The organism is Streptomyces sp. NPDC031340 (assembly GCF_055569945.1).
In genome coordinates, this window is the sequence record NZ_JBVIIE010000065.1 from 1 (window position 1) to 23,809 (window position 23,809).

Sequence of the window (23,809 nt, forward strand, 5' to 3'; positions counted from 1 at the left end):
CTCCCCCCCCCCCCCCCCCCCCCCCCCCCCCCCCCCCCCCCCCCCCCCCCCCCCCCCCTCCCCCCCCCCCCCCGCCCGCGGAGAACAAGGAGGAGCCCATGCAGTGAACGGGCCGGTCCCCGCAAGTAGCGGATGCGACGGGCTGGCCCGGCTCTCGCAACCCGGGCGTACCGTCCGCGTGCCACACGGCCGGAGGACGTCGGTGGCGGCACACCGGCGTCCGGGACGAGCCCGGGGCACCGCGTGGCCCACTGATGGGACAACGCCTGGATCCGTGTCCCCGGCGTCTTTGGCCAGGAGCCGCGCTTCCCCGTCCAGTTGATCTCACGTCGTGGCGCGGGAACGTGGGCCGGTCTGCACGGACGAACGCCCGCCCCCGCCGACAGCCGGTCGGCCGGTGCCGCGCCGGACGCCTTCCGGCGCCGGCAGCCCCCTGGACCGGGACGCACCCCGTCGCGACGGCTTCCTCGTGCAAAGACGTCCGCCGCAGGCACTGATCTGCATCTGTGAACCTATGGAAAGGCAAACACTGCCATGAAAGCAGCCTCTCACACACGTCGTCGGGTCTGGCGTTCGCGTACGGGCATCGCGGCCGCCGTGGCCCTCGCAGCGGGGGCGCTGATGGTCGGAAGTTTCGCCCACGGGGCCAGTTCTGTCCGGTTGCCGCCGCAGAACGCGAACTTCGACTAGCAGATCGGCGGTAGCTACACTCCACCCAACGGGGTCCAGGTGGTCAGTCGGGACCACGAGGACCGCCCCGCCGCAGGCCTGTACAACATCTGCTACATCAACGCCTTCCAGGCGCAGACGGGCGCCGACGGCCAGTGGTCCGATCTGCTGCTCCGTGACTCCCACGGCAAGGTGGTGAAGGACGGCAACTGGAACGAGGCCCTGCTCGACACGTCGACCGCGGCCAAACGCGACGGCATCATGCGGAAGCTGGGACCCTGGATCGACCAGTGCGCCCAGCACGGCTTCGACGCCATCGAGCCGGACAACTACGACTCCTACTCGCGTTCCCGCAAGCTGCTGAAGCCCGCGGACAACGAGGCCCTCATGTCCGCACTGGCCCAGCGCGCACACGCCGACAACCTTGCCATCGCGCAGAAGAACACCAGCGAACTGGCGCCTCATGCCGCCTCCCTCGGCATCGACTTCGCCATCGCGGAGGAGTGTGGCGCCTACGAGGACAACGAGGGTGACGGCAACCGCGAGTGCGTCGACTTCCAGAAGTACTTCGGCAACAACGTCATCGACATCGAATACGCCGACAAGGGCATAAAGGCGGCCTGCAAGGGGTGGTCGAAGAAGTTCAGCATCGTTCAACGCGACGTGGAGGTCCGCACACCCGGGGCCCGCGGGTACGTACGCAAGACATGCGCGAACGTGCAGTGAGCCTTCCTCGGTCGGGGGCACGGATGGAACCGGTGGCGTCGCGGCTGGAGCGGTGCCGTCCAGGACGGCGGCAAGCACCCGGCAGACCGCGGCAGACCGCTGAGAGCTACGACGCCGCCGCCCGGCGGTAGGCGGTCGTCTCGGACGACGCCGAACGCACGAGGCCCCCGCGCCGGTGACTCACCTGTCACCGGTGCGGGGCCTCGTCGCCATCCGCCCCGCCTGTGACACGGACGTCGCAGTTCCTGAGCGCTCTCCGGCCCGTCTTCCCCGCATCGGGAACGAGGAACCGCGCTCTCGCCACTCGTTCACGAGGGCATTCACCGTGACCGTCGAGCTGTGCCGGCGCAGCCGCTCCCGCGGAAAGACGCGAAGCCTTCCGGAGGTCTGCGGCATACCTATTGACGGCCCGCGACTGCACCCATAAATTCCGTTCACATCCATCTCTTTGAAACGTTTCAGCCAGTTCCGGCGCGTCGTCCACACGTGCTCCGACCGCGCCTCCGCTTCCGCCACCGCCCGAGCCCGCACTGGCCGCTACGGGTCCCGCGTCCACCGTTCAGTCGAACGGTCCCGTTTCGGCCGCCCGTTGAAGGAGAGCCCAGTTGATGCCGCCCGGCATCAGATGGCGATACGTGCGATAGGCCTCCTCGATCGACTTGTGACCCATTCACTCCGCCACGTCAGTGACCGGTATGCCGTGGCCGAGCGCGTTCGAGGCGAAATTCCTTCCGACCAGGGCGCCGGGCGGAGCGGCAGATCCCTGCCGCGGATGCAGGTCGGCAAGCCGGACACCGTCCGACCCGATGCTGACCGTTTGCTGACCTGAAGGCGCCGATCAGGGCCCTGACCTGCGAAAACACCCAAACGCTAGATCTTGGACTTGAACAGAGTACGCAGCACTTTGGACTCCTGGAAGACGGCTCCCTGCCGGCTTTCTGCAGGTCAAGGGCGGTATCACTCTACAACTGGCACGCGCCTGAGTCGAAGATTGTGAGGAACATCGCTTCACTTCGGTGAGCAGGCTCCTGCCTGGGCTTCAGCGCGAACACGGCTGTTGTGGCTCGTCGAAGGTGCACCTACTCGAACGCTCTTCGCGGAACTTGCCAGGATCGATGCTGACGAAACGCTGACTTACCTGACGGCATATCAGGAGATTTGGGGGTGCCATCGGGTCACTGCTCAAGGGGCCGCGCCCTTCGTTCCTCGACGAGCCGCGCCGCCCGGACGAGACGGACTTCTGCACCGCCGGTGCAGAGGACCGCTACCCGAATGCGTTCGGGCTGCTACCCATGACCGGCGGCTCCGCCCGCCTCACGGAGCGGCCCGCCGCCCTCCCGTACCAGATCCTCGCCCTCGGCCTCGGCCTCGGCCACGATACGAACACCAACGCCCTCCTGGAGAAGACTGCCTTCAACCTCCTCGCCTGAGACGGGTCGTGGCACCGAACCGCGCGACGTCGTGCCCGCCTGTACTGTCGGTGGCGCGTCCTATGATGCGGAGATGGTGGGGCGCGACGCAGCAGAGCAGGTGGCCAGCCCGTACGCGACCGGCGGCGGTGGCACGGTCTTGGAGCACGACTTCGGTGCCGTCCTGCTGGCGCACCTCCTCCTCGGCGATCCCGTACCGGCACTGGGTGATGACGTGACGCCGGTGTCCGTACGCTTCCAGGACAGCAGTTTCAGCCCCGTGGACGACCTGATCGTCGTTGGGGACACGGCCGACGGAGCACAGCGGCGGTTGTCGATCGGTGTGCGCCGGGCCCCGGCATTCACGACCAGCGACGACTCCACGGCGGACCTACTCGTGTCCTACCTGCGGATCGTCACGGATCACTGGGCCGAGGCCGGCGCGGGGCATTGGCGGCTGGCGCTCGCTGTGGCCAGCACCAGTCCTGCCGTACGGCAGGTGCATGAGCTGGCCGTGATCGCACGGGGGCAGCCCGACGAGGAGTCGTTCCGCGCGGTAGTGAAGCAGCCGGGACGCACGACTGAAGCGATTCGCAGGCGGCTGAGCCATCTGGACGCGTTGATCGCTCAGGCAGCCAGCAGTCCGAAGGTGAGTACTGAAAGGCCTGCCGCCGAACTGACCTGGCGATTCCTGCACGTGCTCTGGTTGCGGCAACTGAGGCTGGAGGGGGCCGACGAGTCCGACCGTACGGCGGCTGTGGCCCGCCTGCGGAGTGTCGTCCCCGATGCCTCTGTGGAGGGTTCCGCCACCCTGTTCGAAGCTCTGGGGAGACTGTCTCGGAGTTACGCCCCGACAGCGGCCACCGTCACCGAGAGCATGCTCCGAAGGCAGCTCTCTGGGGCTGCGGTCGTTGACCGCTCCCCGTCCTACGCCCCGGCGTGGCGTGCCCTCGACGCCCTGTCGGAGACGGCCGAGAACCTCGTCCGGTTCCGGTTGACCGGTGCCGGCGAGAACCTCGAGTTGGAGCGCGCCGAAGCCGGAAATGCTCTGGCCGCCGAAGCGAGGGCGGTCGCCTCGCGGGCGACCGCGCTGGTCGTCCACGGGGAGCCCGACGCCGGCAAGTCGGCTTTGGCCCTGCGTACCGCTGGGCGGCTGCGAGCCGATGGAGTCGCGGTCACCGTGCTGAACCTGCGGGAGATCCCCGCAACGCTTGCGGAATTCGAGGCGCTGCTCGGCGCCCGCCTCGCCGCGGTGCTGGGTGCCTCTGCGGTGGGTAAGGGGCGTCTGCTGGTCGTCGACGGCGCGGAGTCGGTGCTGGAAGGACGTGCCCAGCTGCTCTCGGACCTCGCGCGGGCGGCCATGGCCGCCGGACTCGGCGTGGTGGCGGTCACCCGTGCCGACGGTTCGGGAGCCGCACGTGACGTGCTCGTTCAGGCTGCGGAGAGCGTGGCGCAGGACGGCGGAATCGTCGAGGATCTCGTCCGCGAGCACGAGGTCCCCCAGCTGACTACAGCCGAGACCACGCGGCTCGTCGAGGTCTTTCCGCAGCTGCGGCAGTGGGCCGGTGACGAGCGGACGCGGTGGTTGCTGGGCAGACCTGGTCTGGTGGACATGCTGTTGCGCGCGGGCCCGGGCGTGGCGGCCCCTCAGGGAGCGGCGTCGGAGGCCGACCTGTTCGCCGCCGTCTGGCGCAACCTTGTACGCCGCGGAGAGATGATGACGGCGGGAGGCCCCTCCCCCGACGCTCGCGACCAGTCTCTCCAGGCACTGGCCAGACGCCAACTACTTACCCGCGAAACCGCCGTGCCACCGGACCCGGCCGCCTTGCCCTCCCTGCGCTCCGACGGTCTGCTGGCACCGCTCGGCGCGACCAGCGCCTGGAGCCCGTCTGATCGGTTCGCCAGCGATCTCGTGCGAGACATGGCGGTGGTGCGGCTGCTCGTCACGGACGGCTTCGCTCTCCTCTCAACCGCCGACGCGCCGCGCTGGGCGCTGCGTGCCGCACGCATCGCGTGCCAGGCCCATCTACTCGGCGCCGATGACGTCGAACGGTCGCTCGCCCACCTGCGCACCGTCTTCGACGGGATCGCGTCCGACCACGGCGAGCGGTGGTCGGACGTGCCGTGGGAGGCAGTGCTCACCCTCGGTGCCGCCGGAAAGGTACTCGACCGTGTATGGCCCGCGCTGCAGATGGACCAGCAAGCCGGCTTGCGCACGGTAATCCGGCTGGCCATGCAGCGTTACGCGCCCCATGGCGTCGGCGACCCGCTGATACTCGCGCCCCTGGTCGAGCTGGCCTTCTGCCACCCACACGACACCGGCTCCGACAGCGACTCACGGACCGCCCACGACGTGGGCCGCAGAGTCCGCGAACTGGTGCTGGCGTGGCTGTATGGACTAGTGCAGGCCGAGACAAGCGAGCCAGTCCCGATCCGGCAGGCGCTGCGGGACCGCGTGCTCGCATCCGATACGGAGCACTCGGACGAATTCGCAGTGGAAGCCCTGGCGATGCTCGGCACCGACCTCGACAGGCGCGCCGAGGCGTTCCTCAGGGGAATCGCCGACGACGACGGTGCGCGTCTCGAGCCCGCCGTGGAGAGCTTCTGGGCCGCGACGGAGATGGCCAGGCATCAGCCGGATCTGCTGCTGGCCCTGGCCGAGTCCTACTACATCGAACAGCACGACCCTGAGGAGGACAGATACGGCTGGTCCCACTCGTACCCGTTCGACGACGGCATCCGACATCACCTCGCCCGCGGAAGCATCACCGAACAGATGGCGGGGTGGTATCGGGGGCCCTTCTGGCCGCTCCTGAAGGCGCACACCCTCCCTGCACTGGCTCTGATCAACCGGATGCTCGACCACGCTGCGGCCGTCCGGGTCGGGGTGCACGGCGACGATGTCCGAGCACCCGCTGACGAGCCGACCGGAGCAGAACTGGATCTGCCGGGAGTGGGAGTTCGGCACTGCGTCGGGGATGAACACGTCTGGGCCTGGTACCGGGGAGGGTCGATCGGCCCGTACCCGTGCGTGAGCGCGCTGCTCGCGGTCGAGCGCCTCGCGGACCAACTCGTGGCCGTCGTCGGCATCTCTCCCGCCCAGGTCGTGGAGCTTTTGTTGCGCGACTGCAACAACTTGGCCATGCCCGGTCTGGCCGTCGGGTTCCTGGTGCGCCATCTGGAGCAGGCCGGCGATCTGTTGATCCCCTGGATGCGGGATCCGAACGTGTGGCAGCTGGAGTTCGTGCGAGTCGCCGGTGAAGGAGTACTGCACGTACAAGGCCCGGACGAGACCGATCTCGTGGGGCGGTCCCGTCGCCGAAGCAGCCCGCGCGATGTCGCCGCCGAACTCACTATGCGCGCGGTCCTCTCGGGGGACCAGGGCCGGGTGGACGAGCTCGCGGCCACCGGAGAGGAACTCGTCCGCCGCGCGGAGGAAATGGTCGCCGACTCCCAGGACGACTCGGAGGCCGACCACTTCCTCGCCTCGGTGCAGGTGTGGGCAGCGACGTTCAGGCCTGAGAACTTCCGCCTGGAAACCGCCGGATCCGGCAACTTGACCGTGCAGTACCAGCATCCCGAGCCGCTGGCGACTCGCATGCGGCCCGACACCGAGATGCTCGACCGGGCTGGCCGGGCCCTGCGCCTGCAGAACACCTACGCCGGATCCGACGGTCGCACCGCCCCTCCCGACACGCTTCTGGCCGACATAGCCGAGGCGCGGTCCTTGGGCGACGACACACCCGGTCTTCCTGTCGACCGGCTTAACCCGATCGCCGCCGTCGCCGCCACCGCTGCCGTCGCACAGGCTCGCGGACGGCTCCGGGTTCCGGTCGACGACCTGCGATGGGCGACGACCGTCCTGATCGAGGCGATCACCGAACCGAGCCGTACCGGGTACGCCGCCTCCTCCTACTACTCGATGGGGGCCGACCGGTCCGCAGCGACCGGCCTGGCGGCACTCCTAGCGGTGACCTCCGACGACGCCGTCCTCGACCGGCAGGCGATCATCGACGTCTTGACCCGCTGCAGCACGAACCACTTCGACGAGGTGCGCATGGCGTTCGCCCGGGCTCTCGAATGCGTCTGGGCCGCGCCATGCGACACCGACCGACAGCCGGGCCCGTGCCGCCACCAGGTGGCGCTAGACGCCGTGGAGGCGGGACTGCGGGACTGTCGACTGGGCGACTGGGACCCGAAGACTGGCACACGGGAGCGTCCCCGGCTCGACGGCCCCTACGAGCGAACGCTGCCCGAGGTCGATACGGAACAGCTGTACCTGATCTCGCTGATCCCCCCGCTCGTGGCCGCCGGCGCGGCATCCCTCAGCGACAGTTGCGTGGCGGATCGGGCGAACAGACTCACCGAAACCCTGCTCGCCGCCCACGCCCGCGCCACCGACCACTGGGCCAAGGAGGGGTACGAGAACCGGCACAGCAAGCGAAGCGCGCGCGTCATTGTCGACCTAGCGGTCAGTGGCAACACCGAGCCGCTCAAAGCACACGCACAGCACTTCGCCGCTAACAGCCGCGCCCTGCACCAGTTCCTCCGCGACCTCGCCGTACTCTTCACCTACGACGACGGCCTGCGCCCGTCCCTCCCTGCCGTCTGGCCCGTCGTCATGGAGGCCGCCCTCGACGCCATCGGCGACGGCACCGGGCTACGCACCAGCCACCACTGGGACGGCCTCGCGCTGGGGTCGCTCCTGCCCGCGCCCGAAATCGACATAAGTGACACCGACATCGACGCGACCCTGGCTCGCGCCCGGCAGGACTGGCTCCATCCCGACATCCTCACCAGCCTCCTGGACCGCTGGACAGTACTCGCCCGTCAGGAACCGAAGGCCCTCGATACACTCGCACAACTCGGCAAGTGCGCCCCGCTCACATGGCAGAGGGACACGGGACTCCGCCTGGCGGAGCGACTGATGGACGGCAACCATCGCATCGCCGCGAACAGGTGCTGGTACCTCCCCGACTGGCTCCGGACGCTTCACTCACGTGATGCCATGACACCGGACCAGACCGCACGGTGGCGACGCCTCGTCGACGGGTTGGCGTCCGCGGGTGACCACCGGGCGGCCGACCTGCAGCGTATGGAGGAATGACCCCGCCGCGGGGCCCCCGGGGTGCGGGGGCAGCCGGCCTTGTGTTCGCCCAGGACCGGCTCCGGCGCCAGGGAGCACGTTCCGGCGAGGTGATGGGGCTCTTTGAAATTGGCCACCCCATACTCGGCCCACCCCACACATGCTCAGTGGATCTCCCCACCTGTAGCCGCACCCAAGACTTGAAACCTGCACCTAGGTACAGGTTTACCGTTGAAGGTGCCCCCGCCCTCGGGGGCGTGATGACGGGAGTGAGTGCGATGAGTGATCTGGCATGGGTGCCCCAGTCCTGCACGCTGCCCACCGAGGAGCGGCCCTTGCGGGTCGCGGAGTGGGATGCGCTGTTGTCCCAGCGGCTGACGTCGCTGTCCCGGCCGCAGCCGCTCCGGCTGCGCCTGGACCTGGGGCGTTGAGGAGCGGGTCCGTGCCCTGGCGGAGCGTGAGAGCGGCCGCTGCTCGTTCTTCACCTTGACCGCCACCCCGGGCGAGGACTTGATCTCTCTGGACATTTCAGTGGACCCGGCGCGCGAGGCGGTCCTGGACGCCCTGGCGGCGCGGACCGCTGCCTCGCAGGAGTCTCCCTGAGCTCGGGCCTGCGCAGCGGGCAGGTCGCCGAGGCGGCCGGGGTGAACGTGCAGACGCTGCGCTACTACGAGCGGCGCGGCCTGCTGGCCGAGCCGGAACGAAGCATGGCGGTCACCGCCTGTGCGGCGAGGAGGCGGTGACCGCGCTGGGGGTGATCAAGGCGGCCCAGCGGCTCGGGTTCACGCTGGAGGAGGTCGCCGAGCTGCTGGAGGCCGGCCGCCACCGCCACGGCTGCCCCGTGGCGGGCCTCCAGGAACGTGCTGCGGCCAAGCTCGCCGAGGTCGACGCGAAGATCGCCGACCTGGCCACCATCCGCACCGCCCTGGTCGCCGCCGTCGCGGCGGGCCGCGACGACCTGACCGTGTGCGCGTTCAGCGCCTGCTATTCCATCCCCTTCACCGAGTTCGCCGAGGAGAACTGCCATGCCGGACCTTGCTGCTGCCCACCGCCCCCACCGCGCCCCGAAGGCGCTCGGGGGCCTGGCCGCCTTCGCGTGTGTGGCGCCATGACTTCAGCGGTCCACAGATCTTGACTATTGCTCCGACCGTCCACACAGCGCACAGGCCACGGCAGTCTCCACGCAGGTCTTCCCGGCGCGGAAGTCACTGGCAACGAACATCTCCGGAGAGCCCGGCACGCAGTCATAGAACTTGCTCATGAACGCGTGCGCCTGCTGCTCGGCGCTTTTGGCCGTGGCCTTGTCGGGCAGAGCGTCGGAGAAATGGGCCTGGATCAGCGTGTGTTGCCAGCGATTGGCTTCCCCGATGTGCCAGGTGAGGCGTTCCCATGGAGCGCTGCTGTACCCGATCTTGATGCGGGGTGTGTGTCCTGCGATCTCCAGGACGTAGAGCCGGTGTTCACGGTACCCGTGCTCGCGAAGGAAGTCATTGGCGGTGGCGCGGGCGCGGTGCTGGATGCGCAGGGCAAGAACGGGCATCGGCCCGCTGCCGGCCTCCTGCATGAGCCGTCGGGCCAGGCTGCGGGGCTTCTTGATGATGACGCTCCGCTGCGACGGTGGAGGAGGGGGGATCGGTGCCAGCATGCAGAGCTTGTCGCCCAACGACCCTGCGCTGTAGGCGGGTTCGCCGGAACTGCATGCAAAAGAACCTACTCGTCACCTGTAGACGCCCGCCTAGTCGTCGTTCGGCAGGTACCACCCGTGCTCGCGATGCCTGGGCTCTGGTGGGTTCGGGTTCTCGCGGGCATAGGCCTCGTTTGCACGGCGAATCATCTCTGCGTCGTAGCGGTGCAGCTCGTCGTACAGTTTATCCGCTTCGTTGACATCCCCAGCGGATACGTAACGCTCTCGCAGCGCCTCGCGTTCGTCTGCGAGTTCCGCGTCGGACAGCGGGCGGAGGCTACCGAGGCCACGCGCGATGGAGTTGAAGATGCCCATGCGTTGATGTTGTCACGCTGGGGGTTACCGCCGCACTGTTGTCCGCCAATACCGCCTCGAAGGTGCGCGAAAACGCCCGGCTCGCGGCTGCTGAGATCACCCCGTCGAAAGGTCCCATCCACAGCTCTTGACTGTTGCTTCGCGAGCACCAGGGCTGGATCTGGATCGGCGCTGGCGTCATCGCGCTGGGCTTGTATGGGGTGGCGGCCACTTTCCAGTCCGACGACAACTCTGGGCGTATCCTCGCCGTGTACGGCGGGATCTTCGTGGCCGGGTCGATCGCCTGGGGGCATAGTCACCGATGGCTACCGGCCCGACCGCTGGGACGTGATCGGCGCCCTGGTGTGCCTCGCGGGGATGGCCGTGATCATGCACGCGCCCCGTAGCCACTGACCGACCTCGTCCACCGTTTGCCAGCACCCAGCAGGGATGAACTGATCTCCGCTCTGGTGTTCCTCAGTGTCGGGCTCTCCATGCTCGTTGCCACTCCCCACTCTGTTGACCCCCTGACCGAGCGGGGCGACGAGCAGCCCTGGCCGTCTTCAAGAATTCCCATCAGAGGTGCTGATCCGCCTCTATCTCCCACACGGGGCACCTTCAAGTTCGCGGCTTCATCCCGGTGCCAAAGGTTGGCATGGCTGGAGGCCACAGTCGGCCTCCGGTCACCGAATCGGGACTCGGACGCCGCCGTCATCAATAGAGGATGCGGTAGCGCACGATCCGCGAGGCTGCGACTTCGCAGGACATCAGCCGCAACAATGTCGCCCAGCACCTCGTACGACCGCAGGGGCCTCCAAGCCCGGAAAGAGCGCTGTCGGCTCCTGAAGGCTTGCTCGACCTCACGCCCATGGGACGGGCTCGGTCTCACCGACCCACCTGTTGGTCCTGGAGAGGTCCTGGTAGGAGCCTCGGTAGCCGATCGAGCGGAGCACCAGCAGCGCGAGGTAGTGGCGAGTCAGGAGCCAGGTGTCGGTGACCAGTCCTTTGACCCCGTAGACGGGCTCTTGTGTCTCCTTGGGATGCACGAGACGGTTACGGACTCGGGTGACGACGTCGGCGCCGTCCGCCGGCCGAGTGCTGTCTACCCGCTGTCTGGCCGCATAAGCAGCGGCTGCTGGCAGACGGTCTGCGCGCACCCTCAGATTGACCCCGGACTCCGTCAGGACCATACGCAGTTTGTCATGAGCCGGCCGTGCGCGGGATGTGTACTCGGCTTCCGTGAGCCGCCCGCTGAGCACGAGTTCCTGCCACATCACATGCTCCAGTCCCGCAGCTCCGCTCATGATCCGCTGCTCGACGAACCCTCGATCGACTATGGCAGTGATCGCGTACTGCATCTGCAGGCGAAGCGCCTGCCCCTTGCCGGGATCGCGGAAGGTGGGCAGGAGGCAGGCCAGCAGATCTGCCAAGGACTTCTGGTCTTCGGGGTACCACCAGCCGGAGCTGATGCGGCGTGCTGGGTCGCAGAGCATCGGGCCCCACTGGCCCCACACCGTATGCTCCTGGTCGTTCAGGCCGACGGGCAGGGCGGGGGCGACCCACCGGCCGAGCGCGAAGGACAGTCCGACGTGCAACGCACTGAGAACCGGGGTGACCTCGGCGGCCGTGAACGTGGCTCCGTCCAGCCGACGGATCTCCATCACGTGAGTCATGACGTAGACGTCGGCCTGGCGCACATCAGAGAAGACGGCCTTGTGATCGGGGCGGACGTCGAGCGTGATCCTCCACCCGTCCGCCTCATACACACTGCGTCCGGCCGACACCAGTCGCGGCGTCCCATCAGCAGCATGAGCCTCGAGGTGGGCTGATCCACGCCATCGGGGCAGATTGAACCAGTGGGCAACAACACGGTCGAGCGGGGCGGTGGGGTCTCCGTAGGAAGTGCCGTTGGACCAGCCGCTCACAGCGTCTCTGGCGGACACCGGCAGTTCGATGCCAGGGTTGAGCAGACTCAGCTCAGTCCTGTCCATAGAGGTGGGGTCATAGTCTTCGGTACGCAACCGCCAAGAGATCCCGGGCTTCGGGGAGCAGTCGTACTGGACAACCCCGGGCACCTCAGCCCCGGCCGGTCCAATGGGTCCGTCGTAGAGGGTGATCGGCTCCCCTGGCGCATTGAAGGGGTACACCGGCGCCAGGGGCTCCTCAGCCTTGAGCTCAGTTGACGAGGCAGACATGTGCCGCACTCTAGACGTTGCCACCGACATTGGCCGCGCAGTGCCGCCGGGCGCTGCGCGGCTCCCCCCTGCAAGCTCAGCTCTCCACAACGCGTGCTCGGACGACAACCCGAGAAGGGCCCTAAAGGAGGGCGGTGCAAGGACCTGAATCGCTACGCAACGACCCCACTCTCTGCACGGGCCCCTCAGAAGCGAACCCCTCACCGTCCAACTACAGTGCGTCAATCTAGCCTATACAGCGTGTGGATCACGCCATTCTCCCGGACCGCGTTGTCGTGCCTCCTCAGCCACCCGATTCTGGAACGTTCGTCACCAGCTGAGGGGAGACAGATGAAGGTGAACCGCCCCGGGTTCGGTAGAGACTTCAGATTGTGGTTGTGAGCTGGGGTTTTGTGAGTTCTGTGTAGTAGTTGGTCTCGTACTCGACGGGTGGGACATGGCCTATCTCACCGTGGAGTCGGCGGTGGTTGTACCAGTCGACGTACTCGGCGGTGGCCAGCTCGACCTGGGAGAGGGTCTTCCAGGGCCGCCGCGGCTTGATCAACTCGGTCTTGAACAGGCCGATCGTGCTCTTTATCAGGGCGTTGTCGTACGCATCTCCGACAGAGCCGATCGAGGCCGCGATGCCGGCCGCGTCCAGGTGTTCGGCCAGCTTGAAACTGGTGTACTGGCTGCCCGCGTTGCTGTGATGTATCAACTCGCCCCGAACATAAGGATATTCATCGCGGTCGCGCTGCCACAGTGCCATCTCCAGAGCGTCCAGGACGAGCTGGGTCTCCTTCGACGTCGCGGCGGACCAGCCGACGATCCGGCGGGAGAAGGTGTCCACGACGAAGGCGACGTAGACCACCCCGGCCCAGGTCGCCACGTGCGTGAAATCCGCGACCCAGCAGCGGTTCGGTGCGCCGGCGACGAAGTCGCGGTCCACCCGGTCCGGCGCCCGCTCGGCCTGCTGGTCCGGGATCGTGGTGATGACCCTCTTGCTGCGGACGGCGCCGGCGATGCCCAGCTCGCGCATCAGCCGTTCGACGGTGCAGCGGGCCACCGTGTGACCCTGCCAGCTCAGCTCCCGCCAGATCTTCCGGGCCCCGTAGACGCGGTAGTTGTCGGTGTGGACCTGGCGGATCAACTCCTTGAGTTCCGCGTCCCGCACGGCACGGGCAGAAGGGGCAGCCAGGCGTTTCTTGTGGGCGTAATAGGTGGAAGGGGCGATCTTGCAGTCGTGCTCGGTGAGGGTCCTGCAGATCGGCTCGACGCCGCCGAAGCGGTCCCGGTGCTCGTCGATGAACGCTACGAGCGTGTGTGTGGCCGGTCGAGCTCGGCCGCGAAGAAACTCGCCGCGGCCTTCAGGATCTCGTTGGCCCGCTTCAGCTCGGCGTTCTCCTTCTTCAACGCCCTGAGCTGGGCGGACTCCTCCGTCGTCGTCCCCGGACGCGTCCCCGCGTCGATCTCCTGCTGCTTCACCCAGTTCCGCAGCGTCTCGCGAGAGCCGATGCCGAGCTTCTCGGTCACCGCCTGCAAAGCGGCCGTCTCGTTCGGATAGTCGTCGCGCACCTCGGCGACCATGCGCACCGCACGACGGCGGAGCTCAAGTGGGTAACGGGAAGGTCGTGCCATGACTCGATCCTTTCATGAAATCGAGTCTCCATCCGAACCGGGGCGGTTCACTCCTCAGGTTCCAGGAAAGCCACCAAATGCTTTGCCTTGGGATGCTGATAACCGCAGCAGATCAGGCGCGTACAGACGGTCCGCGAAGTCCTCAGTTTCGGCGTCCGCCAAGGATAGTGGGGGTAGCCTCGCAGCTCGGCCTTGCAGCGATCGAGGATCTCGAACCACTCTGCCTTGTTCCGGTGCTTCTCACTGCCGTAGTGCAGTTGGAACCTTTCGCGCCGGTCCATGTCGGCTCTCTCTCGCTGCACACGCTCCACACGTCTTGTGATGCCGGCGTACACCCTGGGAGGCATACCTCGAGTTGCGAAGCCTGCCTCCGGATACCTGCGATGGAGATCCATGTCGGCCACCCATCGCCGCGCGGTACGGCCCCTCTTCCAGCGATTGCAGTCTTCGCAGGCTGGAACGAAGTTCCACCAGACGTCTGCTCCGGTATCAATGATGGGCTTCTCGTGGTCAATCGTGGTGGCCGCAGAACGACCGCAGTAGACACACAGGCCTCGATGCGCCGTCAGGACCATGAGCCACTGCCAGGTCTTCTGCTTGCCTCGCTCGCCGCGACGGATCTCGGCCATCACACCCCCTCCGTTGCTGCAGGCTGATCAGCGGCGATCGTAGGAGGCGGCACTGACAATCGGAGGGGCGCGCCGGACGTCGCGGTGGACGTCCCCGCTCCTCCGTCTCCGAGGCGGCAGCGGGCAACTTTTCAGATCCAACCTCGGCACCGCCCCGACTCGATACCGTGTCGCTCCAGTCGGCTGGAGGAGGCTCAGATGAAGTACGGAGATGCGGACTACATGGCTGCCCGGGACGCCATGGTGACGATTCTGAAGGGGTGGGCCCGAGAGGGCCGGACCAACACCTACAAGGCACTGAGCGAGGCCGTGGCACCGGAGCACCGGGTGCACTACCACGGCCGGATGATGTCGCTTCTACTGGCAGACGTCTGCCGCCGGGACAGCACCGGTCCCGAGCCGATGCTGTCAGCGCTGGTAGTCAATGGATCCAGCCGGAAGCCTTCCGACCAATTCTTCGAGCTGGCTGTTACCGAGTTCCACCGTCGGGACCCGGACTGGACCTGGGAGTGGGAGCGGGATGCAGTGTTTGACCGTTACCGCACCCCGGTTTCGCCGCGATGACCGCCTCTCAGGCGTTCTCGTCATGGATCCGCGCACCCAGATCCTCCGCCCACTCCAGCGCCCACGCCTTGAGTTCTTCGATCTGCCGGGGGGTGAGCCCGTACGCGGTGTAGTCCTCATCCTCGTACCAGTCCGCGCCGATGAGCCGGTCCCGGAGGTCTTCGAGGCTGAACTCGTCGTGGGCGCGACGGCGGCCCAGGGATTCGAGGTCGGCGGTGGAGCGGTGGCGGGAGGCAGCCTGGACGTCGATGAGGTCGCGGACGGTGCCGCGGTCGGCGAGGGCACGGACCTTGGTGCCGATCACGTCGTCGAGGGAAAGAACGGGGCCGTAGGGGGTCTGGGCGGGCGGAGCCCAGAACGCCTCCTTGAGGACGTCGACCTCGCACTCCTCGCCGGTGTCCGGATCGGTGACGAGGAACCGGCCGCTGAGCGGATCGGTCTGGACGTGCGTGGTACGCCATCCGCGCGCGCTGAGGCCCGCTGTGAGTGAGGCGATGATCTCCTGCATCGGAGCGGGGTTCTCGGTGGCGACGTCGAGGTCACGGCTGAAGCGTTCGACCAGGCCGTGGGCCTGCACGGCATATCCGCCGGTGAGGACCAGGGGGTAGGGGGAGCCGAGGTCGAGGATGTCGGCGAGGAGACGCTCGTGGAGCGGAGTGAGCTTCACGCGGCGGCCGTGTCGGCCGGAGCGGTGCGGAGCAGCTCGGGGAAGGCGTCCTCCCAGACCTCGCGGATGTAGGGACTGATCAAGCGCCGCAGCACGGGCCACTGATCCGCGAGCAGCCGGTGGTGCAGGAGGGCCACCAGGTCCTCACTCAGTCCTTCGGCGAGGACGGTCCGGTAGAGCGTCATGCGGGACTTCGGACGGTCCAGGCTGTAGCTCGTCCGCCCGGACCAGACGATGTGGAGCGGCAGGTCCACGTTGCCCTCGACGGGGCCGGCCAGCTCATGCAAGCGCTCGGGCAGTCGGCTGCGGTAGCGGTCCCGCAGTACCTCGGCGCGGGGGGCGGTGATCGTCGAGTCCATGCATCCAGTATCGCTGCTGGGAGGCGGCGGCATGGCGGAAACGGAGCTCCCCTGCCGTATGTACGGGTCGGGCGCCGCCCGCCCCTCCCTCGGACGCTCATCATGGCCTACCCGTACAACCCCAGGTGGCGTAGCAACCAGCTGCCCTGCCGACCTAGGACCAGCACCGCTCGCGGGCGCGGGTGATCGTGGCACAGCAGGTCACGCGGAGGACCGCCGCGATGGAGTCGGCTGCGGCTTCCGTCTCGGCGTAGGGAATGACGACGGTCCCGAGGAGGCCCATGGCGCCGGCGCAGTGGACGAGAGGGCACCCGGCGGGCGACGGTCAGGGCATCCCGCGGGTAGCGGGACCGGTCTGCCGCCCGCGCCGACGGCCTGATGCCCTGCTCGCAGACCGCGGCTGCGACCATGACAAGTACCGCCGCCTGGTGCGGGCTCTCGGCATCACACCGGTGATCGCCGAGCGTGGCGAGGACCACGGCAGTGGCCTGGACGTCATCCGGTGGGTGGTCGAGCGCACGATCGCCTCCCTTTTCGGCACGACTTCCAGATAATCCGTTTCTCCGGTCCTCCCTGCCGCGCATGTCGCGTTCCCCTGTCGGAGAAGGAAACGGGAAACAGCATCGATCGTCTTGTCCGCCCCGGCCAGACTGCCGCACGCTACGTGCAGCGCCGACTCGGCCGATGGCGGGAGGGGTTGGAGGTTTCCGTGCCACAGCCGTCCACCGGGTTCGGCGAGGAGTTGAGGAAGCGGCGTCTGGAAGCAGGGCTCAGCCTCACCGCCCTGTCCGGCTCCGTGCACTACAGCAAGGCGCAGTTGAGCAAGGTGGAACGGGGCCTGAAGGCCCCCAGCCGTGATCTCGCCCGCCTGTGTGACGCCGCCCTCGGGGCCGGCGGGGCCCTGCTGTCCCTGCTCGCACCAGAGACCACCGACCCGCCCGTCGATCCGGCGCCGGGCTTTGTCCACGAGGAGGACTGGATCATGCAGTTGTCGCCGGACGGCCCGAACACCTTCCAGCCCTTAAGTCGACGGGATGCCATAGGCGCGGGTGCCGCTTCGCTGATGGCGTGGCGGTCCGACAGCGCGGGCCCGGCCTCGCCAGTCGCGGGCGCGGACATGGTGGAAGCCTCCCGCTCGCTGTTCACCCACTACCGCAGACTCGGCCAGACGGTGGCGCCCGGTCTACTCCTGCCCGTTCTGATCGCACAGACCCATACCCTGCGGGAACTGTCCGCCCACTGTGACAGCGGCACCCGTCGCCACCTGCTGGCCCTTGGGTCCCGGTACGCCGAATACGTCGGCTGGCTGGTGCAGGAGACCGGGGACGAGCGGGCGGCTCTGTGGTGGACGCAGCGCGCGGTCGATCTGGCGGCCGCCGGCGGCGACCGGGCACTGGCGGGTTACGCGCTGGTCCGCCGGGCCCTGATCACGCTGTACCGGGACGACGCCGAGCAGACAGTCGCTCTGGCCCGTCGCGCACAGAGCAGGGCCCTGCCCCCGCGGATACGCGGGCTCGCTGCACAGCGCGAAGCCCAGGGCCACGCCCTGGCGGGTGACCGCCGGGCTTGTCTCGACGCGCTGGACCGCGCGCGTGCGCTTCTTTCTCTCCAGGACGAAGGGACCGACGAGCCGGTGATCGGCACCATGCACCTTCCCGATCCGGTCGGCATGGTCACCGGCTGGTGCCTGGTCGATCTCGGACAGCCGCGGGAGGCGAGCGAGGAACTGGACCGACAACTCGCCCTGGTCGGCGAGGACGCGGTTCGTACCCAGGTCAGGTACGGCGTCCGCCGCGCACTCGCCTACGCGTCGGCCGGCGAGATCGACCACGCCTGCGACCTGGCGGCGCCCCTGCTCGACGGAGTGGAGGCCGTGGGTTCCGCCACGGTCACGACCGACCTGAGACGGCTCGCCCGCGCCCTGGCGCGCCACGCGAACCATTCCTCCGTACGCCGGCTGGGACCGCGACTCGGCACGTTGTCGCGCCCCTCCACCATCTGAAGGAGTCACTGGCATGCCCCACGTGTTCATCAACTACCGCACCGGCGACGGCGAGCGGACCGCGGCCCTCCTCGACCAGGAGCTGTCACGTCGCTTCGGCCAGGACTGCGTCTTCCGCGCGTCCAGGTCCATCACCCCAGGGGAGGCCTACCCCGAGGTTCTCCTGACCGCGTTACGCCACAGCTGCGTGCTGCTGGCCGTCATAGGACCGGACTGGGCGAACTTCCGCAGTCGGTTGCACGATCCCGACGACTGGGTGCGCAAGGAGATCGAGGCCGCTTTCGAGTGCGGGCTCATCGTCGTTCCCGTGCTGGACGGCCGCAAGACCGACCGGCTGAACAAAGCGGCCATGCCCCCTGAGCTGGCGCGGCTCGCCGATCTGCAGTCCGTACCGTTCGACAGCACCCACGACACCGAGGCCGGCATCCGGCGTATCGGCGATCTGGTCGCCGAGCTGGTGCCCGAGCTGCGGGACCTGATCGAGCCCGGCGAGCCGTCGCCGACGTCGACCAGCGTGCACAACTCGATCGGGGACGTGAGTGGAACGTCCGTCCAAGCGGGCGACTTCAGCGGTGACGTCGGCGGCACGATCGTGAAGAACTCCCACGGCACGGTCCACACGGGCAGCGGCAGCATCTACAACAACTCACGCCATGTGTCGGGCGACCGCTACATCTCGGGCACCGGGACGACGTACACCGAGGGCGACCACCACGGGGACGTCCACCAGCGGTTCGGGGAGCCGGAGCGGCCCCAGGGCGAACGACGGTGAGCACAGAACACACCACCCGGGTCGAGAGCACGCGGGGCGTCACGCACACGGGCGACGGCCACATCTACGTCAACCTCGGCTCCGCTGCCCACGAACCCCGAAAGCCGGTCTTCCGGCAGCTTCCCGATGACCAACTGCGCTGGACCCGGGGGGTGTTAGTCGCTCCGGTCAACATGGGAAGGGCACGCGACACGCTCGAGGAGAGGGGCACCGTCATCCTCGACGGTGCTCCCGGCAGCGGCCGCTCGGCCACGGCTCGCGTACTGTTGCGCGAACACCACCGTCCCGGCGGTGCCTTCCGCGAACTCCTGCCCGCCGAGCGGGACGAGCTGCCGCTGTACGACCCGGCTTTCGTCGACCCGGGCGACCGGCTGCTGCTCGACCTGTCCACCGCGGAGGCCGGTCTGTGGCATGCGGCCCGGGGCGGCCTTCCCGCCCTGCGCCAGACGGTGCGCGAGCGGCGGGCCCATCTCGTCGTCGTCATGCCGCACGAAGGGGCTCTCGATCCCGACCTGCAGCACTTCCGTGTCGAGATCGAACCGCCAGCTTTCCCCATGGAGGTTCTCAGACGACACCTGCGCGCCCACGGCGTGCCGTGCGAGCAGTTTCTCCGGAACGACGTCACTGTCGACGAGTTCCTGAGCGAACGCAAACCCATGCGGGAGATCGCCGACTTCGCCGACCGCATACGCCGTGCCCGCGAAACGGCCGGGCCCGGCGAGGGATTCCCCGAGTGGTGCGCGGCCGCGAAACGTGCGCGCGCCGGGCGCCGCGCCGAAGTCGCCGACCGCGTCGCCGGTTTGCACGATGCCTCCCAACGCGCCCTGATGGTCGCCGTGTCCATGCTCCACGGCGCGCACGCCGACGTCGTCCACCGGGCATCCGCACTTCTGCTGAGCACGGTCGGGGCCCCCGAGGAGGAGACTCCGCTCCTCCAGCGCAAGGACCTCGCCCAGCGGCTGTCGGAAATCTCGGCCCGCCCCGGGCCGGACGGTCGCGTGCGGTTCACCGAGTTGGACTACGACTCCGCCGTCCGCGCCCACTTCTGGGACCACATGCCCGACCTGCGGCCGCACCTCGGCGCGTGGGCCGCGCGGGTCGTCGAGTCGAGCGACCCGTATCTCGTGCCGGACGTCCGCGACGGCCTGGTGGCCCGGCTGGCGGGTGAGTATCTGCGAACCGGGCGGCCCGACGCGCTCGCCGCGCTCGCCGAACGGTGGAGCGCACAGGGAGCGGGCAGAGCCCGGTCGGAGGCCGCGGTCCAGGCGCTCACCTGCGGTCTCGCGGACCCCGCCCATGGCAGGGACTTCCGCGAGCGGATCTACCAGTGGTGCGCGTACCGCCGGCTGACCGGTGAGTTCGCCCAGGTGCTGGTCCAGGTCTGCGCCGACGTCCTCGCGCTGGGCCATCCGGATCACGCCCTGATCCGGCTGCACCATCTCGCCCGGCGTGAGCGCGGCACGGCCCATGCGCTGCAGGCCCTGTGCCACCTGGTGGCCGGCAGCCGACGGCTACGCCGAAGGCTGCTCGACCGGCTGGCACGCGGCGACCTCGCACCGACCGACCCGGCCATCTTTCTGCGCGTCAGCGATCCGGAGCCGCTCACGGACCGCTCCGTCACCACTCGCGCCCTGGTCGACGAGGACGGGGTACGACGCTCGCTGATCACGTGCTGGCGTGCCGTGCTGACCCACGCGGTGTCGCGGCCGGAAGGCCGACGCGTGGCACCACGGGCAGAGATACAGAGCTGGCTGCACTGGGCGGCCGAGGGCGCCGGTGACCGGGGGGAGGTCCTCCTCGACCTGCTGGTCGCTGCCGCCGACCGATGCGGGGAGGACCGGGGCGCGGCGTTCGCCGCGTTGTACGCGTCCGCACGCCAGGCGGAGTTCACTTCTCCGGGCGCCGGCGCCCACTCCACCGAGACGACCGATCTGTTGCTCCACAAAATCGGCGTGGCACAGAACCTCGGTCCTGCCGCCCCGTCTGCATCGGCCAGAAGGGGGCGATCATGACGACCGCACGCAAGACGACGACCGTGTTCCTCACTGTTATGTGCGGCCTGCTGCTGACCATCGTCGGCCTGGTGCAGCGGTGGCCCGGCTGGACCTGGCCGGCGCTGGCCGCGCTTCTTCTCGTGCTGCCCGCGGTGACCTTCCGGGTGGCCTCGCAGCGCCGCGGCCCGGTGCCGGTCAGCTTCGAGGAGCAGCTCACGGCTGCCCCGGTGGAGCGAACCGAGTACCGCGTCAACCGAGTCGCGCTCCCGAGCCTCTGGGACGACTACCACTTCGTCTTCTCAGCGACCGTACGGTGGTGCTTCGCCGACGGTCCGGGGCGCGCCACGGTCGTCAACCCGGCCGGCCTCGCCGTCGACGCGGTCCTCAGCCGGGCCCGCGCGATTACCGAGAAGCGGGAACCCGGCCACGCCTCGCTCCTTCAGCACGAACTCGGTGGCGCCCTCAGCCGCATGTGCCCGGATTCCACGGGCCACCTCCGGGCGATGGCGGAGGACATCAACCTCACGTTGCCCGACGAGGACCAGGAGCGTCTGGATCGGCTCGCCGGCGTGCGCAAGGACGAGGCGGTCTGGGAGCACCAGCGCAAGTACGAGCAGAGCAAGCGCCGGTATCTGGGCGAGGACGCCCTCAAGGACACCGGCAGCGCCGTCGTGTGGTGGCTCACCAGGAACGACGAGCACGTGGCCAAGACCGTGGCCGACCTCCCCTTGCTGGCGCAGCTGACCTCCGCTGCCAACGACGCCGACATCCCCGAGCGCCTGCTCGAGATGCTGCCGAACCGGCCAGGAGGACCCTGGACGCCGGACATCGGCACGGAGTCTGCCGATCTCCCAGCCCGTGAGCCCTCGGCTGCAGACCACCTGTCGGGGTTCTTCGAAGCTATGGGCTTCACGGAGGACGACGACCGGCGGGCGATGCTGGCCCGACAGTTCTCGCAGCTCGTCGAGCAGCACAACCGCCACGAGACAGCGGAGGACCTCCTACGCCGATTCGATCCGCCGAGACCTCTCGCTCCCGAGACCGGAGCGGAACCGGCGTCCGACCCCGGGCCGTCGACCGACACGGTCTGACCGTCGACCTGAAGATTTCATCCCTGCGCATCCAGGAGGACGCGATGGACGCAGAACTGGCCGCGATGGCGGCATCGGGGGCCACCACCCTGGTCTCCCTCATGGTCACCGATTCCTGGACTCACGCCCGCGCACTGATGAGCCGGTTCCTGGCACGTGCGGGCGCGGACACCGTCGCGATCACCGGCCTGGACGACGCGCGTGCGCGGCTGCTCCTCACGGGCACCGCGGCGGACGGGCGCGCCGCGTCCGGCATCGCGGCCGAGTGGCAGACTCGTCTCTGCGGGCTGGTGGAAGCCGGGGCGCTCACCGGCAAGGAACTGAGTGCTCTCGGGGCGTCGCTGCGCCGACTGGCGGCCGCAGCGGACCGCCCAGCAACGGTGCACAACACCGTCTCCGGCGGCACCCAGCACGGCCCGATCGTCCAGGCCGGCAACGTCACCGGCCTGGCCTTCCCGCCGAATCCGTCCCCGCGCCGGGAATAGTCGCAGGGCAGGGCAGCAGGCCCCCTGCCGCGGTGCAGGTCAGCAAGCCGGACACCGTCCGGCCTGATGCTGACCTTTTGCTGACCTGGAGGCGGCAATCAGGGCTCTGAACTGCGGAAACACCCAAACGCTAGATCTTGGACTTGAACATGGTGCGCAGCATGTTGAACTCCTGGAAGACGGCTCCCTGCCTGCTTGCTGCAGGTCAAGGGCGTTCATCACTGTACAGCGCCGCCCGTCGGACTCGCCGACGACCGTCTCGGACCGGCGGGACTCATGCTGATCGGAACGTCGAACCGCCGAAGGTGTGCCGAAACTTCCGGAAAGGAACGACGGGAAATGCCGTCCGTGCGGTGGTGGGGACCCGTCCAGGGGTACCCGGGGACCCATCGTAAAAAGGCGATCCCGATGAACTTCGGAAGCAATCTTCGTGTGGCGGCAGGAGCGGAAGAACTCTTCCCCTGGTTCGCCGTCATGTTTGGGATTCTGGCCGTGGCCGTCGTGGTCATGCTGCTGAGAACCAGGCACCGTTGATGCCTCATCGTCGGCACCGGTGAAGAAGATCCTCAGCATGTGGACGCCGATGGCCGCCACGAAGATGAAGCGCCGCCCGGTGGTGCCCTGCAAGGGCTCGTAGGAGCCGGTGTAGGCGCCTTGGCGAGGCTGGGATCGAAGTAGAGCGTCAGGTAGGTTCCCGTCAGCACAAGGACGAGGCGACTGTAGAGCGCGATCCCCCCAGCAGGAACGACCAGTGATCGGGGAAGGCTTTGCGCAGCAGCCGGCCGGCCAGTTCCGACGCCGGCGACCGCCGGTCGGTCGCGACGTACGTCCGGAAGGCCGCCTGCCGTGCCTGCCCTTCCCCTCATCTTCTCCCTGCGCCGCCGTAGTAGCACGCCCGCACCACTCCTCTTCCGCCCGGCCCTTCGTGCACGCCGCACGGCCCGACGGCTCGCGCGACGGCGCCCGGATACCCGAAGGCCGCATTCCTCAACCAGTCGCGCCCCCTACGGAATGAAAAGACGGTGTGGCGGGCATCCAGGGCCGGCAGCTGCCGGTGACCGCCGGCGCCTCACCTTCAGGGAGCTCGAGTGGGGAGTGACAGCGGCATCGACATCCTCGGGCAGCTCGCGGCGGACCACCGCGGGATCCAGAGCCTTCTCGACCGGGTGCGGTCCGCTCCACCCGGAAGCGACGAGCGCACGTCACTGGTGGAACAGGCCAGTACCCGCCTGGTGAGCCATCTGGTGGCGGAGAAGGAGCGCCTGTACCCGCTCGTGGACCGTTACGTCGTGGACGGGGGCGAGGGGGTGAGCGAGCTGCTTGCCGCTGACGAAGACATCCAGCGGACGCTGAAGTCCCTCGAGGGCGTGCCGTCAAGCAGCGAACGGCATGTCCATCTCCTGCTGTGCCTCGTCTCGGGCGTCACCGAGCACGTGGTAGGGCTGGAGCAGCGGTTGTTCCCCCGTCTGCAGGCCATGAGCCCCGTTGCCGTCCTGCGCGACGCGGGGGCCTGACCATCCGCTTCGAACCCATCACGGCGTGACCGGCCGACTCACCCACACGTCA

At 68.4% G+C, this 23,809-nt stretch carries 20 protein-coding genes and 3 pseudogenes; 14 read left to right on the forward strand and 9 right to left on the reverse strand.

Going from position 1 to position 23,809, the window contains the following annotated elements; genetic code table 11:
- Window positions 1–729: 729 nt before the first annotated feature.
- The gene (locus ACZ5GT_RS34605) at window positions 730–1,395 is read left to right on the forward strand and encodes an endo alpha-1,4 polygalactosaminidase (protein ID WP_469034370.1); all 666 of its coding nucleotides are present in this window, start codon (window positions 730–732) and stop codon (window positions 1,393–1,395) included.
- A gap of 559 nt (window positions 1,396–1,954) precedes the next feature.
- On the opposite strand, the pseudogene ACZ5GT_RS34610 reads toward ACZ5GT_RS34605, so the two are convergent.
- Window positions 1,955–2,119 (reverse strand): annotated as a pseudogene (locus tag ACZ5GT_RS34610) (tyrosine-type recombinase/integrase); the annotation flags it as partial.
- A gap of 568 nt (window positions 2,120–2,687) precedes the next feature.
- On the opposite strand from ACZ5GT_RS34610, the gene ACZ5GT_RS34615 reads away from it, so the two are divergent.
- The 5 genes from ACZ5GT_RS34615 (at window position 2,688) to ACZ5GT_RS34635 (ending at window position 9,025) form a co-directional block, all read left to right on the forward strand.
- Window positions 2,688–2,825: a hypothetical protein gene (locus tag ACZ5GT_RS34615; RefSeq protein WP_469034372.1), complete on the forward strand. Its 138-nt coding sequence runs from the start codon at window positions 2,688–2,690 to the stop codon at window positions 2,823–2,825.
- Window positions 2,826–2,898: 73 nt separating this feature from the next.
- The gene (locus tag ACZ5GT_RS34620) at window positions 2,899–7,911 is read left to right on the forward strand and encodes a hypothetical protein (RefSeq protein WP_469034373.1); all 5,013 of its coding nucleotides are present in this window, start codon (window positions 2,899–2,901) and stop codon (window positions 7,909–7,911) included.
- 257 nt (window positions 7,912–8,168) lie between these two features.
- Entirely contained in the window at window positions 8,169–8,321 is a 153-nt protein-coding gene (locus tag ACZ5GT_RS34625) for a hypothetical protein (RefSeq protein WP_234308088.1), read from the forward strand.
- A 213-nt stretch (window positions 8,322–8,534) separates the two neighbouring features.
- Window positions 8,535–8,633, forward strand: coding sequence for a MerR family DNA-binding transcriptional regulator (locus ACZ5GT_RS34630; RefSeq protein ID WP_359760314.1), 99 nt, complete (start codon window positions 8,535–8,537; stop codon window positions 8,631–8,633).
- Window positions 8,630–9,025, forward strand: a complete 396-nt coding sequence (locus ACZ5GT_RS34635) for a MerR family DNA-binding protein (protein ID WP_469034376.1) — start codon at window positions 8,630–8,632, stop codon at window positions 9,023–9,025. The genes ACZ5GT_RS34630 and ACZ5GT_RS34635 overlap by 4 nt, the downstream gene beginning before the upstream one ends.
- Here ACZ5GT_RS34635 and ACZ5GT_RS34640 read toward each other — a convergent pair whose 3' ends face one another.
- Both ACZ5GT_RS34640 and ACZ5GT_RS34645 read right to left on the reverse strand, forming a co-directional pair.
- Window positions 9,026–9,535: a hypothetical protein gene (locus ACZ5GT_RS34640; RefSeq protein ID WP_469034379.1), complete on the reverse strand. Its 510-nt coding sequence runs from the start codon at window positions 9,533–9,535 to the stop codon at window positions 9,026–9,028.
- Window positions 9,536–9,625: 90 nt separating this feature from the next.
- On the reverse strand, window positions 9,626–9,889 hold the full coding sequence (locus tag ACZ5GT_RS34645) for a hypothetical protein (protein ID WP_307080270.1): 264 nt from the start codon (window positions 9,887–9,889) through the stop codon (window positions 9,626–9,628).
- A gap of 137 nt (window positions 9,890–10,026) precedes the next feature.
- Between ACZ5GT_RS34645 and ACZ5GT_RS34650 the strand changes: the two are divergent.
- Window positions 10,027–10,282: pseudogene (locus ACZ5GT_RS34650) on the forward strand (YnfA family protein); the annotation flags it as partial.
- A gap of 446 nt (window positions 10,283–10,728) precedes the next feature.
- Here the strand turns inward: ACZ5GT_RS34650 and ACZ5GT_RS34655 are convergent.
- The 3 genes from ACZ5GT_RS34655 to ACZ5GT_RS34665 form a co-directional block, all read right to left on the reverse strand.
- A complete protein-coding gene (locus tag ACZ5GT_RS34655) occupies window positions 10,729–11,859 on the reverse strand; it encodes a hypothetical protein (protein WP_469034382.1) in 1,131 nt (376 codons plus the stop codon).
- Between the two features lie 568 nt (window positions 11,860–12,427).
- Window positions 12,428–13,680 (reverse strand): IS3 family transposase gene (locus ACZ5GT_RS34660; RefSeq protein ID WP_469034384.1). Its coding sequence is split into 2 segments (ribosomal slippage): window positions 12,428–13,398 and window positions 13,398–13,680, totalling 1,254 coding nucleotides; the frame shifts between segments, so codons are not numbered across the junction.
- Between the two features lie 47 nt (window positions 13,681–13,727).
- A complete protein-coding gene (locus ACZ5GT_RS34665) occupies window positions 13,728–14,309 on the reverse strand; it encodes an HNH endonuclease (protein ID WP_469034386.1) in 582 nt (193 codons plus the stop codon).
- Between the two features lie 198 nt (window positions 14,310–14,507).
- Between ACZ5GT_RS34665 and ACZ5GT_RS34670 the strand changes: the two genes are divergently transcribed.
- On the forward strand, window positions 14,508–14,873 hold the full coding sequence (locus ACZ5GT_RS34670) for a hypothetical protein (RefSeq protein WP_469034388.1): 366 nt from the start codon (window positions 14,508–14,510) through the stop codon (window positions 14,871–14,873).
- 7 nt (window positions 14,874–14,880) lie between these two features.
- On the opposite strand, the gene ACZ5GT_RS34675 is transcribed toward ACZ5GT_RS34670, so the two are convergent.
- Window positions 14,881–15,540: a nucleotidyl transferase AbiEii/AbiGii toxin family protein gene (locus ACZ5GT_RS34675; protein ID WP_469034390.1), complete on the reverse strand. Its 660-nt coding sequence runs from the start codon at window positions 15,538–15,540 to the stop codon at window positions 14,881–14,883.
- Window positions 15,537–15,899, reverse strand: coding sequence for a hypothetical protein (locus ACZ5GT_RS34680; RefSeq protein ID WP_381087603.1), 363 nt, complete (start codon window positions 15,897–15,899; stop codon window positions 15,537–15,539). Before ACZ5GT_RS34680 ends, ACZ5GT_RS34675 begins: the two co-directional genes overlap by 4 nt.
- A gap of 709 nt (window positions 15,900–16,608) precedes the next feature.
- Between ACZ5GT_RS34680 and ACZ5GT_RS34685 the strand changes: the two genes are divergently transcribed.
- The 5 genes from ACZ5GT_RS34685 to ACZ5GT_RS34705 are packed head-to-tail and all read left to right on the forward strand — an operon-like array spanning window position 16,609 to window position 22,243.
- On the forward strand, window positions 16,609–17,901 hold the full coding sequence (locus tag ACZ5GT_RS34685; protein ID WP_469034394.1) for a helix-turn-helix domain-containing protein: 1,293 nt from the start codon (window positions 16,609–16,611) through the stop codon (window positions 17,899–17,901).
- 13 nt (window positions 17,902–17,914) lie between these two features.
- Window positions 17,915–18,673: a toll/interleukin-1 receptor domain-containing protein gene (locus ACZ5GT_RS34690; RefSeq protein ID WP_469034397.1), complete on the forward strand. Its 759-nt coding sequence runs from the start codon at window positions 17,915–17,917 to the stop codon at window positions 18,671–18,673.
- The gene (locus ACZ5GT_RS34695) at window positions 18,670–20,685 is read left to right on the forward strand and encodes a hypothetical protein (protein WP_469034400.1); all 2,016 of its coding nucleotides are present in this window, start codon (window positions 18,670–18,672) and stop codon (window positions 20,683–20,685) included. Before ACZ5GT_RS34690 ends, ACZ5GT_RS34695 begins: the two co-directional genes overlap by 4 nt.
- A complete protein-coding gene (locus tag ACZ5GT_RS34700) occupies window positions 20,682–21,758 on the forward strand; it encodes a hypothetical protein (protein ID WP_381087620.1) in 1,077 nt (358 codons plus the stop codon). Before ACZ5GT_RS34695 ends, ACZ5GT_RS34700 begins: the two co-directional genes overlap by 4 nt.
- Window positions 21,759–21,802: 44 nt before the next feature.
- A complete protein-coding gene (locus ACZ5GT_RS34705; RefSeq protein WP_469034403.1) occupies window positions 21,803–22,243 on the forward strand; it encodes a hypothetical protein in 441 nt (146 codons plus the stop codon).
- A gap of 627 nt (window positions 22,244–22,870) precedes the next feature.
- Here ACZ5GT_RS34705 and ACZ5GT_RS34710 read toward each other — a convergent pair.
- Window positions 22,871–23,102, reverse strand: a pseudogene (locus ACZ5GT_RS34710) (cytochrome bc1 complex cytochrome b subunit); the annotation flags it as partial.
- A gap of 229 nt (window positions 23,103–23,331) precedes the next feature.
- Here ACZ5GT_RS34710 and ACZ5GT_RS34715 point away from each other — a divergent pair.
- Window positions 23,332–23,757, forward strand: coding sequence for a hemerythrin domain-containing protein (locus ACZ5GT_RS34715; protein WP_469034405.1), 426 nt, complete (start codon window positions 23,332–23,334; stop codon window positions 23,755–23,757).
- The last annotated feature ends 52 nt before the right edge of the window (window positions 23,758–23,809 follow it).